8 protein-coding genes, 1 tRNA gene and 1 pseudogene are annotated in these 12,625 nt (G+C 55.3%); 8 read left to right on the top strand and 2 right to left on the bottom strand.

Annotated features, from left to right (window positions below; genetic code table 11):
- Positions 1–804 precede the first annotated feature (804 nt).
- Complete coding sequence (locus VM163_04530; protein HUT03140.1) at positions 805–2,028, bottom strand: bifunctional DNA primase/polymerase; 1,224 nt, start codon at positions 2,026–2,028, stop codon at positions 805–807.
- Between the two features lie 269 nt (positions 2,029–2,297).
- On the opposite strand from VM163_04530, the gene VM163_04535 reads away from it, so the two are divergent.
- From VM163_04535 to VM163_04545, 3 genes and pseudogenes are all read left to right on the top strand, one after another.
- On the top strand, positions 2,298–3,356 hold the full coding sequence (locus VM163_04535; GenBank protein ID HUT03141.1) for a hypothetical protein: 1,059 nt from the start codon (positions 2,298–2,300) through the stop codon (positions 3,354–3,356).
- Positions 3,357–3,786: 430 nt separating this feature from the next.
- Positions 3,787–4,422: pseudogene (locus VM163_04540) on the top strand (site-specific integrase).
- Positions 4,405–4,533 (top strand) — tRNA-Ser (locus VM163_04545). Before VM163_04540 ends, VM163_04545 begins: the two are co-directional and overlap by 18 nt.
- Positions 4,534–4,873: 340 nt before the next feature.
- On the opposite strand, the gene VM163_04550 is transcribed toward VM163_04545, so the two are convergent.
- The gene (locus VM163_04550; protein HUT03142.1) at positions 4,874–5,062 is read right to left on the bottom strand and encodes a hypothetical protein; all 189 of its coding nucleotides are present in this window, start codon (positions 5,060–5,062) and stop codon (positions 4,874–4,876) included.
- 157 nt (positions 5,063–5,219) lie between these two features.
- On the opposite strand from VM163_04550, the gene VM163_04555 reads away from it, so the two are divergent.
- The 5 genes from VM163_04555 to VM163_04575 all read left to right on the top strand — a co-directional run bounded on the left by VM163_04555 (position 5,220) and on the right by VM163_04575 (position 12,625).
- The gene (locus tag VM163_04555; GenBank protein ID HUT03143.1) at positions 5,220–8,453 is read left to right on the top strand and encodes a PQQ-binding-like beta-propeller repeat protein; all 3,234 of its coding nucleotides are present in this window, start codon (positions 5,220–5,222) and stop codon (positions 8,451–8,453) included.
- Positions 8,454–8,475: 22 nt separating this feature from the next.
- On the top strand, positions 8,476–9,435 hold the full coding sequence (locus tag VM163_04560) for a GDP-mannose 4,6-dehydratase (GenBank protein ID HUT03144.1): 960 nt from the start codon (positions 8,476–8,478) through the stop codon (positions 9,433–9,435).
- Between the two features lie 71 nt (positions 9,436–9,506).
- On the top strand, positions 9,507–10,586 hold the full coding sequence (locus VM163_04565; GenBank protein ID HUT03145.1) for an MraY family glycosyltransferase: 1,080 nt from the start codon (positions 9,507–9,509) through the stop codon (positions 10,584–10,586).
- 104 nt (positions 10,587–10,690) lie between these two features.
- Positions 10,691–11,521, top strand: a complete 831-nt coding sequence (locus VM163_04570; protein HUT03146.1) for a pentapeptide repeat-containing protein — start codon at positions 10,691–10,693, stop codon at positions 11,519–11,521.
- A 12-nt stretch (positions 11,522–11,533) separates the two neighbouring features.
- Positions 11,534–12,625, top strand: a complete 1,092-nt coding sequence (locus VM163_04575) for a hypothetical protein (protein ID HUT03147.1) — start codon at positions 11,534–11,536, stop codon at positions 12,623–12,625.

The raw sequence follows: 12,625 nt of genomic DNA on the forward strand, positions 1-12,625 counted from the left end.
TTAAGCGCCGGCTGTCCGGTCACTTGTGCAGGATTCTGCGCCTTCGTCGGCTATTCTGAGGCCCCTCTTCGCATTTAATCCGGTCTCAGTGTACTTCGGCACGGCCACCTTCGCTCTGCAGTTAGCCCACAGCCCTCACGCTCTGAATTCAGGCGTTCATCGAATCCTTGACCGGTGATTCCATATACAGGTCATGTCATCTCTGTAATCGATGTTTCTTATTTCGCGGCCGTGGATCGCAAAGAACCCAAACTCGCACAGCCACACATCCGCGCCTCCCCTGGACACGCCACCCTTATTCCCATATCTTGTGCATCTTGCACGCTCAATGGCGTATATATCACGGCAAGGCATCTACATACCTTGACATCCGCAAAATATAGTGGCAGCCTCGGTCTAGGCACAAAGTGTGCCGTCCGAGGCTGACCCATATAACTTATCAGCAATCCGGCCACATCATCCCCCGACACGGCGACCCCGTCATGATCGGATGTCCATGTCTCACCCGAACCCTATGCCCAATGCTCCATATGGGTTCTGCCTTCATGCGTATGAAATCGTCTAGGCACTCGCCGAACAAGCCCCACGCAACATCCTTCCACAAATCCGCTGATACTTCTGAAGACCGCAGATTCTTAGGCCAGACATGCAGATGTTAAGTATAGCTTCCTCATGGCCTTGTGGGTAGTTTGGTTGCTCTCCCATAAATAAGCTCAAGATTCATAAAAACCCTTATAACCCTGAGGCGCGCGAGGATGACGGGTTATTGCGGCTCAGTAGCCGCCTTGCCGGGGCTTGATCTGCCTATCTATCACGGGTTATTGGGCCATATGAAGGGTTATTGGCCTTCCGGAGCCGAATTCCGTGTAACCGGTACTGATGCTTGACCCCTTTTCTCGGATAGGAGTATTCCGTTATGCTCACCGGCAGGACCGCCCTAATCGCCATTCCTGCCATCTTGCGACTCCATACTACCATTCCCGCGCGACTGCACCATGCTATGAAATCGTCGATTGCGTCGGGCAGCAAGACCCAAATGTCAGGATCAATCTCAAGGCTTTCCGCCGCCCACATCATCACATTCTTCTCACACCGCGCCCTCTTAGTTTTCGGCCACGGCTTTGACATGACGGGCCTGAAGTGGCAGATCCGATCGATCTTGTCCCAAATCCAGTCTTCAGGACTTGACCCGTCTCCACTCTTGGACCAGGGAGGCACGTTGCGCAGGTTCCAGCCAAGTAGCGTGTCTTTGATTTCTTGCCGACTTCTCCCACGCCGCCAGTAAAACAGGACAAGGGCAAAGCAGGTCGCGTCCAGTCGGCCTTCCTCAACCCCCTTTTCGTAATCAAATTCGAGCGAGGAATCGGGACGCTTCTGCGACGTCGCCGGCGCCGCTACCGTTTCAGAGGCATGTTCGCCAAACGTCTGGTTTGTGCGACGCTGCGGCTTTATCTGTTCCGTTTCCGACAGCCAATTCTGAATCACCTCGATTTCCTGATCATCGAGCCATGCTACGTCTATATCATCCGGGCTTCTATTTGGTGTCCAGTCCCGAGTGTATCCCTCAGCTTCTGAACCGACGGCGACTACATAGCATTTCTGGCCGGTCAAGACATCGATTCGGATATTGCCCGGCAACCCAATCTTGGCCTTTTTCTTGATTTGCTCTGTTCGTCGGTAGAAGTAGTGCCGTCCCCGATGAGTGTCCACCGAGACCGTTTCAGGTAGTGCTCCTGAGGCGATTGCCCCCTCCATCCACTCAACGCTCTCCTTGCTGTCAGCGTCGAGGACGACTAGGCCATCCAGTCTCCAGCCGACTCCGCAGCTGTTTTTGCAGAAAATGGATTCCGTAACACGCTCTAGAGTCTCGGGCCTCATCTTTTGCCACCCTTTGAATAGCGGTGGCCTCTTTGCATTCGCCGCCAGCGGCAGGCATGTGACCAGACCAATAAGCGCCTCCGGGATCCTTCTCGGCTCGTTCCCGGCCGCGCTTGACTGTGGCGAGATACTTGTGGTATTGTCGCTCAAGTGATAATCCCTATCTTAAAGGCCCCGGAGCCCGGCCAGGCTCCAAGGGGCCTTCACTTTTGGTGCCTTATCGACCTAAGACGATCGGCTCGACTTTGGTTTCCTCCAGAAGCCCGTCCAGTTCACTTCTCCGGAACCTCAGACTTCCGCCGAGTCTGCTGAACGGTAGCTGTCTCATAGCAACGCGGGAATACAAGCCCTTAAGCGTTAATCCGAGATAATCGGCGGTTTCACGAGGAGTCATCGACCCTATTGAAGTCCTCCAGAGAATGCGCGACGAACGCCAAGTTCCCCAATACCACATGGAATATCCCCCTCTCCTGACAACCTATCTCTGGCAAGCCATCAGAAGACACTTCAACAAGCTCTTTTCAAAACCAAAGAAGGCAATAGACCGCGACTACAGCCCTCCCGATCTTCTTCTCCATATGCTCCGGCTGCAGGACAATCCTGACCTCATGACTCCCGACGATAGAAAGCGTCTCCTCAAGGGAATCCGGCAGAACCTACGCAAGAATCATAGTCAGTCAAAGAAGCCGTTGGTTCTGATCATGGCTGAACATGTCTTTTTCCGGGATCCAATTACAAAAGAACTGCTGCCCATCTGGCGCTCCCCATCCTATCGCTGGCGCCAGCACAAGTTACTTTTCGAGCAGCGTTTTATTCCGTTGATTAAACAAACCTCACCATTTCCACCACCAGGCCCCCCAATTCCAGATATGGACTGGCATACTTCAATCGCCACCATCGCCGATATCAGACTAACGGAGGAGCGATCCCAGCAGTGGGAAGCGCTTAAGCAGGCAACAAAGGACATTCTAGGAATAACCGGACCTGATGTCCTAGTTCGGCCTCATGGTCGCTCCGAATTGGCCGCTGCATTGGCTGGATTCTTCCCAGAAACCCTCACCGCCGACACCGCATCCTTCTTCGTAGCGTCGATGCCACGCTCTCTCGACTATGATCCGAGAGAGTTCGCTGCGCGCTGCAGAGCATATATGTTGCATAATTCCGATATTCTATATGTCCCGACATATATAGCCGAAGATGACTTCGAACTTCCGGAAGTCATTACATTGGCAGATATAGGTTCCAATGACCAATGCCTACAAGTCGACATAACCGATTGCATGCTCCATTTTCTGCGCTTCGATAGGCAACCGGACAACCATCAACCAGTCGTGGGAAACTGCCTTCGCTGCAAGCGTTTGTTCTGGCTCTGTCACAACGACGATAAGTACTGCTCTAGAAAGTGTCGAAACGACGCGCATAACTTGCGAAGGCGAAGTCGAATACGGAAGAAGGTGCAGCGCCATGCCAGCCGATAGTGGTGACGAAAGGGGATTATACCGTCGTGCAAACAGCCCCTTCTGGTGGATCAGCTATTCCGGTCCCAATGGTCAGCTCATCCGGGAGAGCACCAAAGTGAGGTCAAAGAAACTTGCCAGAAGCATCCTGAGTGAGCGCCGAGCATCCGTTGCCAAAGGTGAGTTCCTGGGCAAGCGAGAGATCACGAAAATGACCGTGCACCAGATGCTTCATAGGTATCTCAGCTGGGCCTCCACTGCGAAAGCACCGAAGACATACGAGCGCGACAAAGGTCTTACGAAGAGGCTGTGCGAGGAGTTCGGCAATTGGCGCGCAACCGACATAGCGGTAACGGATCTTGAGGCGTATCGACACAAGCGGATCGATTCCGGGGTCAAGCCAGCAAGCGTGAACCGCGAAGTTGGAATGCTTCGGCACGCCTATAATAAGATGATCGAATGGGGATCGCTCAAGGCCAACCCAGCCGCGAAGATCAAGCCATTCAAGGAGCGAAGCCGTCTGCGCTTCCTGACTCAGGACGAGCAAAGACGGCTCTTGCAGGCGTGTAGCGAAAGCGAACAGCCATTGCTCTTGCCGCTCGTCTCGATTGCTCTCTTGACGGGCTTGAGGGCCGGAGAGCTGCGCAACTTGGAATGGCGCGACATTGACCTTCGGCGCCGTATCCTGACCGTAAGAGCTGGCAAAGGCGACAAGGACAGAAGTGTCCCACTCAGCCACCAGGCCATCTAGGTCCTATCCTCCATAGATCAAAAGGGTGACCGACTGTTCCCGATTGGCTCGGTCAAGAGGTCGTTTGCCACCGCGTTGCGACGCGCAGGTATAGCAGACTTCAAATTCCATGATTTGAGAAAGACATTCGCGACCAGTTTAGCTTCTGAGGGTGTGGACTTGATCACAATCAAGAGGATTCTGGGGCACTCGCAATTCAGCGCAACGCTTATGTATCTTTCTACGAGCGAGGAGAGGCTCCGAGCAGCTGTCGATTTGCTTCCAGAAATCCGGCCAAGAGACGAAGCTGTCGCAGAGGCCAAGAATATGAGGTCCGTCGCGGAAAGTGCACATTAAGTGCACACACAATCGTCCTATCCCCCCCATATCCCTTATATAGCCGATATTCAAAGCCCCTCATACGGACTTCTAATCCGTAGGTCGTGCGTTCGAATCGCACCAGGCGCGCTCTCTATGGGGCGATCCCGACGATTTCTACCCCTGGATCCCCTCAAGACCTATTCTTCCCATTTAACCTTGTTCTTACACACCTGTTGTCGTCTCTGCGGCACAATAGCGGCACAAAAAGACGATTCCGCCCTCGCGCATACCTCAGCGCGTCCACTATCAGGCGCCTTGAGATTCCGGGAGTTTTCGTATTTTTTGATTAAGGAGTGTTGTGTTGTTGGCTGTGGGTTTTGGTTTTGGTCAAGAACAAAAGTGGAATTAGGATTGACGTGATGCTGACGTTTCGGTTCCCCGAAGGGGGGCCACAATAGTAGCCGTAGGTGGGACCTACGGAATCCGTTCACGTCGGTATGCTCGCGAGCCCGAATGGGTCGAACAGCCCGTCCACAGGGCTATGTTCAGTCCTTTCAGGGCTGTTTTCCTTTCCTCCTCTGACCCTGATCCGTAGGTTGCACCTACCGCTACTCACGTTCATCCCCTTGCGGGGATGCCGGAAGAACGCCGTCAGTTGAGCAGGCCCGGGCACCATTACGAAAACTCCTCTTCCCAAACGACTTGCAGCCGATAGCGAATTCTGGTTGAATGCTTGTTTGCTTTTGCAGTTTCAATGGGCGGACTTCGGTGGCTTCGGGCTCGCCCTGCTAAATGAAGAAGTTTAGGACCTCGCTATCTTAGGGAGCTTGATTATGTATCTTGAAAAGCGTTTTGCTGTTCCAACTATCTTCATGGTGCTGGTTTTGGTGTTTTGGTCGAGCGCGTTTGGCGGCTCCATGATGTTCCGCGGCGGGCCTCAGAGGACGGGCGTCTCAGGGTTGCCAGGGCCCGGCTCGACCGACCTGAAGATCGCCTGGTCATATCAGGTCGGAACGACTAGCGACTGGATATGCTCGACCCCAGCAATTGACGAGGCGGCGGACCTAATCGTGTTCGGGGCCAACGACAAGAAGATACACGCCTTGAACATGAACGGCGAGCTGTTGTGGTCCTTCGAGACGGGCGGCCAGGTCTATTCTTCGCCGCTGCTTTTGGGCAGCAAGGTGTTCGTCGGGTCGTTGGACGGCAATCTGTATGCCTTGACTTATTCAGGAGAGTTTCTGTGGTCTTACGAGACGGGGGGGGCGGTCTATTCCTCGCCCTTGGGCTACTCGCCTGGCGGAGTGGATACTGTGGCATTCGGGTCGGACGACGGCAAGGTCTATGCCCTGGGCACGACCGGGGAGCTTGCTTGGTCTTATCAGACGGAGGGCTGGGTGAGTTCATCTCCAGCGGCCTCGGTTGCGGGAGACGTTTACGTGTGTTCCTACGATGGCAGGCTATATGCGTTTGACGTGAATGGCGGCTTCAAGTGGCGATTCGATGCAGGCTCTCAGATATTCACGACGCCTGCGGTAGGCCCTGACGGAGGGATACACTTCGGGACACTTGGTGGGACGATGTTCAAGGTCAATCCGGATGGAAGCGAGGCGTGGCGGTTTGAGGCTGACGGTGCTATTTTCGGCTCGTGCTCGGTTGACGGGGATGGGTATGTGCGGTTCGGGACGATTGGACATATTTTCTACCGGCTGAGCCCCTCCGGGGCGGCAGCCTCGAGCTACCTCAGCGGGGCTACGACGCCCACGTATTATCTGTCCTCTCCGCTCTTGGACGCCAATTCGAATACCTACGTGGGGACGCTTGGGCGGTGTGTTTACGGTCTGAACAGCACGTGTAGCTGGCTTGCGATGAGATACGAGATGGAGAGTTCTCAGCTTGGCAGCAACGGCAGCGGTGTTTACGCCTCACTTGTGCTTGACAGTGCGGGTCGGCTTTATGTGCCATGCATGAATGGGAAGTTCTACTGTCTCAAGGACAGGTATAGCCGCGCGGTGATAGATACCCCCGGCGGGAATGCGCTTTACAGCGAGCTTGTGCTTGCGCCTCAAGGCGGCACTCACAAGAATGTAGCCACGAAGCAGGATTCTTCTTTATTGCCGGTTGTTCTTCAGCCGAAAAAAGGACCTGGCCCCGAGGGACCCGGGACGCTGCTTGACGAGGCGATGAAGATGGCAGGTTATAGCTACGCGGCCCTGGCGATTGACCCGGCGCCTGTTGCGAAGGACCCTTACAGGCTTGCTCTGGTTGATTACTTGCTCACTCAAGAGCCAGCTCAGGGGCCTTCGGTGCTGAGGCAGCTTTCGGACGAATTGGAGTTTGACTGCTCAACGCTTCAGGCGAAAATACTCAAGGCCTCGTCGATGGCCGACGTTATTGTGGAGCCGGTATCCTTCTCGCACAGGTTTGGGGATAAGCCCCTGGAAGAGGCGATCCGCGCAGTCTATCAACGCCATGGCGAGGCGCTCACGTCGGAGCAGGAGGCGAAGCTCGCATTGATCGACGGAATGATCGGGCGGAGCATACAGGAGGCGCTGGGGTTGTTGTTTCTTGCGATGGACGAGGCGATGCGTCTTCGGGACGAGGCTTTTGAGGGGCTATCCGTTGGCGAGAGGCAGGATATTTTCTACAACACCATGGACCCCAACTTCATCAGCAATATGTCGCCGCTCTTCTCGATGTTTGCGGTCTATAACAAGGTTGATCGGGCGAAGGTCGTGCAAGGTGCTGCGTTGGTAGCGAGCGTGATCGATTCGCTGTTGGGCGCAGGGCGGTCTGGGTCTGGCTGGGCGATTGCTGCTGGGGCAAAAGACCGGACTAAGGTGCCCTCGGTTAGCGGAGACGTTGTGTTCTCGTTCGAGACGCCGATAGGCGCCTTGATACTTGGTGGATATGGTGAGACCACGTATCGCACGGACTTTGAGCCGACGCCAGAGAGCCTCCCGACGCTTATCGTGGACTTGGGCGGAGATGACAACTACTACTCATATCTGCCGAATGACTTTCGCGATAGCATCTGCGCACAGGTTACAATAGACATTTCGGGCAATGACACTTATCGGACGGTGCATGACAATGCCCAGGGCTCCGGTAATCTCGGTGTAGGGTTTTGCCTGGACCTCTCGGGGAATGACTACTACAAGGCCGGGCACTACTCGCAGGGTGCGGGCTGGGGAGGCGTTGGCGTGCTCTGTGATTGGAGCGGCGACGACCAGTATTACGGTGAGACTTGCTGTCAGGGAGCGGGCTTCATGGGAGTAGGTCTGTTGCTGGACCGCAGTGGGAGCGATTCGTATTCTGCGGACGAACATGCACAGGCGTTTGGCTACATCTGCGGCGCGGGCATTCTGAATGACACCGCCGGTGACGATCTTTACTTCGCCGGAGGGGAATATGAGCATCAGTATGAGCCGCCGCGGACGACTTCGATGTCCCAGGGCTACGGGTTCGGCGTCAGGTTGAATTACGTCGGCGACCCGCACGCCTCGGGCGGAGTTGGGCTCTTGATCGACAGCGCAGGAGACGACACGTTCATAAGCGATTTCTTCGGCACGGCGGGGGCGTATTGGTTCGGCCTAGGGATGTTGATGAACAGGAGCGGGAATGATACTTACCTGTCGAGGCAGTACTCGATTGCATCCGGCATACACCTCGCTGTTGGCCTTCTTGTTGACGACGATGGGGACGATACGTATGTGTGTCGGTCGCTCTCTCAGGGCTGTGCGCACGACAATTCGGTCGGGATACTCGTAGATAACGCCGGAGACGATGTGTACCTGGCGCAAGATTTCAGCCAGGGCGCCTCGAGCCCGCGGAGTTTCTCTGCGCTGGTTGATAATGGGGGGAACGACATGTATTGGGCAATGAAGGGGCACTTGAACCAGGGCGAGGGCCGTTATGATGGTGCTCGCAAGACAAGTTTCAGCCTTTTGCTGGACGCTGGCGGTCGCGATTTTTATCAGTTGATGGGAGCTGATAATACGAGATGGACGCAGACGATCTACGGAGTCGGGATTGATTCGGAGTTTGGGGACACGGGGCTGCACTAATGGCTGATGGAGAGCAGGAGTAATGAAGGCACTGGTAACCGGGGGCGCGGGATTCATAGGGTCGCACCTTTGCGATGCGTTGCTTGCTCGAGGCGACCATGTTATTGCGATAGATAACCTTTCCACGGGCTCGATCGAGAATGTGAGCCACTTAGACGGCAATAAGCGGTTCAAGCTCGTTATCGACACGATCATGGACGCCGCGCTGCTGGTGGACCTTGTGAGCAAGGTCGATGTAGTGTTTCATCTTGCAGCGTCGGTCGGCGTCAAGTATGTAATCGACAACCCGCTGAGATCGATTCAGATCAACATCAAGGGAACGGAGAACGTTTTGGCGGCAGCCAATCGGCGCAAATGCAAGGTGCTGCTGGCCTCGACTTCGGAGATATACGGCAAGAATCAGGAGAGCCCGCTCTGCGAGGGTGCGGACAGAGTCCTCGGTTCAACAACGATCTCACGGTGGTCATATTCCGCCTCGAAGGCGGTTGACGAGTTCCTGGCACTTGCGTATCACCGGGAGAAGCAGCTTCCGGTCGTGATCGTGCGGCTCTTCAACACGTGCGGGCCCCGTCAGACTGGGCAATATGGGATGGTGATACCTCGTTTCATCAAGCAAGCGCTCTTGGGCCATGACGTTACCGTCTATGGGGATGGCTCCCAGACGCGATGCTTCTGCTACGTTGGCGACACAGTGTCCGGCCTGCTCAAGCTCTGCGACGAGCCTAGGGCAGTGGGGGATGTGTTCAACCTTGGCAACGATAAGGAGATCAGCATACACGAGCTTGCGAAGCTGATTATCTCGCTGACCAAGAGCGAATCGAAGATAGAGTTTGTGCCTTATGAACATGCTTACGAGAGGGGGTTTGAGGACATCGAGCGCGGCAAGCCGGCGCTTGTTAAGGTTCACGATTTGGTGGGCTACGAGCCGGAGGTTGACCTCGAGGAGGCGCTGAGGAGGACAATAGAGTTCTTCAGGGAATAGCGTCTCACAAAGAAACTTCGCCCTCGTTTGGTCGGGAGCGCTTCCACAACTGCATTGATGGACATTAGGCAATGGACAGTATAGTCGGCCCAAAGGGGCTGATCCTTTTCCAGGCGGGCATCCTTGTATTGGGGATACTTCTCTCCCTGATTCTGACGCCGGTATGCAGGTGGATGGCGTTGCGGTTTGGCGTGCTGGACCACCCTGGCACGAGAAAGGTTCACAAGGAGTCGAAGCCGCTCTTGGGTGGGCTTGCGATTCTTTTGTCCTTCGACATTGTTCTGTTTGTTCTGTGGCTATTTGGCTACGTTGAGCCGGGGCATTCGTTGCAGGTGTTGTCGATCGCGGCCGGCGGTCTTGTGATAATGACCGTTGGGTTGATCGACGACATCAGGCCTATCAAGGCACGGGTGAAGCTGCTAATGCAGATTGCGGTCAGCGTGGTGGCTGCGGTGATTATCATTTGGGGGGACATCAGGCTGTCGATCTACGTTTTGGACGCGAACGACGTGCTGGCTTTTGTGGTAACGGTTGTCTGGGTAGTGGGCATAACCAACTCCTTCAACCTGCTAGACAACATGGACGGGCTTTCGGCCGGCGTAAGCGTGATCGCCGCAATATCATTTGCGGTGATCGGAGTGATGCAGCGTGAGCTGACGGTGTCGATTCTTTCGCTTGCTATTGGCGGGAGCTGTCTTGGGTTTCTTCGGTACAACCTGCATCCGTCGAGGATATTCATGGGCGACGCTGGGAGCATGTTTGTGGGGTTCACACTGGCGTCGGTAGCAGTGTTGGGCGTCTATACTAGGATTACCGATGTCCCGCGGCTCGCGGTGATGACGCCGGTTCTGGTGCTCGCTGTGCCGATCTTTGACACGGCATCGGTTGTTTGGATACGCTGGCGGGGCCATCGGCCGATATTCGTTGGGGATAAGAATCACTTCTCGCACCGCCTCGTCTCGTTCGGGATGAGCCAATCCAAGTCTGTGTTTTTCATCTATCTGGTCGCCGGCCTCATGGGCCTTATGGGTATCTTGGTTTCGACTTTGAAGATAGAGCAGGCGGTGTTTCTGTTCCTTTACGCCGCCGCAACGTTCGTCATAATCGGCATATTGCTTAGCGTGAGGCGCTCGGACACACGACAAACGTGATTAAAGGGCTTTGACTCTGGGCGATCAGAATGTCATCATTATCGGTGTTGTTTTATGGACGCTCAATTGGGAAACGGAGACTGTAATCGAGGAAGGAGTCCGCATTGAAGTCACTCAGTAAAGCCAAGGTGCTTAAACTCATCGTCACACGCCGCGGACTTGCTGGCCAGAACATGGCCCTGCTCGATCTATCCGGCGAGAACCTTTCACATCTCAATTTTGAGAAAGCGATATTCTCGGAGGCCACACTTACTGGTTCTAACCTGACAAGTTCTAACCTCAAAGGGGTAGATTTCACCGGCGCAGACCTTAAGAGCGTTGCTTTCCGGCTTGCCAACCTGAAGGAGGCGGTCTTGGCGGGCGCTAATGTGCTGGACGCTGATTTTTGGGGTGCGGACCTATCGGGAGCGGTGCTGACAGGCGTCCTGCGTATTCTTCAGGCCAAGTTCGATGGCGCTAACTTGAGCGAAGCTGACCTCTCTGGCCTTGACCTGAGGGGGGCAACGAACCTCAACCAAGCGAGGTTGGATAGGGTCAATCTGTCCCAGGCGGTTTTGACAGGGGCAGTTCTCGAGAATGTTCCTATGACCGGGGCGAGCCTTCTCGGGGCAGACCTAACGAAGGCCCGAATGATGCATGTCAAGCTGGGGTCGGCGGACCTTCAGGACGCGATCTTCAAGGATGCAGACCTTCAGAACGCTTACATGAACCGGAGCAACGCTAAGAACGCTGATTTCAGCGGGGCAGACCTGACGGGCGCTGACCTTCAGGATATGGACCTCACGGGTGCCAAGTTCGTGCGGGCAAACCTCAGCAGCGCCAACATGCGCAATACAAACCTCACCAACGCTGACATGCGAGGCGTCAATCTCGCCGGCACGGTTCTTTACGGGGCCAAGTGTGTCAACGTTCGAGGGGTAGTGATCAAGGAGTAATTGGGTCTTAGGATGGTGAAGTGCGCGAATCCTGAGTGCAATCATCATCGCCCCACCGGTTTTCTGGAGTCTCTTTGGGCGAGCAGTGGCTTCGTTAGCGACGGCAGATGGTTTTGCTCAAATGCCTGCTATGAGAGGTTCGTAGAGCTCGGCAAGGAGGCCGAAGCGGAGGCCGAGGAAGAGGAGGCGCCGCTTGAGGACATGACCAACATGCGACTTGGGGATATCTTGGTCGCATACGGGATCGTTGGCAGCGAGGAGTTATCTTTGTGCCTCAAGGGGCAGGACCAATCGGACAAGCGGGTCGGCCAGCTGTTGGTCGAATCAGGACTTATTACGCGCGAGGCAGTCTTGGCGGCGCTGAGCAAGCAGAAGGGCACGCCCTGGGTCGATGTTCTTATGCTCTCGTGCAAAAGTTCAGCGTTGGCGCTTCTCTCCGAGGAGGACGCCGAGCGTGGGCGGGCGCTGCCGTTCGATTTTACGGGTGAAGGTCAGGTTCTGCTGGCCACTCCGGACGCAGGGGACGCCGAGCGAGTAGCGGAGCTGGAGAAGAAGATCGGCCGTCCGGTGAAGGCTGTCTTTGCGCCCGAGGAGGACGTGGTGATAGCGGTCCGGCAAGCCTATTCGGGCGACCGGCTGCTCGACAAGGGGTCTAAGTTTTGGAAGCTTTCTCCGACGGACAGGAGATTGGGCCAGATCATGCTTGTCGAGAAGATGATCACTGTCCCGCAGCTGGAGCAAGCGCTTGTGGAACAACAGAACGACCCATCGCGCATTGGACAGATACTAGTGAGAATGGGGTTCATTACGGAGGAAGAGCTCGCAAGGGCGCTGGGGAAACAGTGGGGCTGCATGTGTGTTGACCTCTCGAGCTCGTCGATACCGCCCAGAACGATAAACCTATTCTCCAAGGAGATTGCATACGAGTTTACGGTGTTGCCAGTCAAGTATTCAAACGGAGTGCTGGACGTTGCAACCGATGATCCGACAGACCGCGCCAAATTAAGGAGGCTTGAGTCGCGAACCGAGCGGCGTGTGGAGCCGGTTGTCTGCGCAACGTCTCAACTGCTTTCGGCGCTTGAGAAATACTATGGTCCAAAATAG

The organism is bacterium (assembly GCA_035527515.1).
Classification (GTDB): domain Bacteria; phylum B130-G9; class B130-G9; order B130-G9; family B130-G9; genus B130-G9.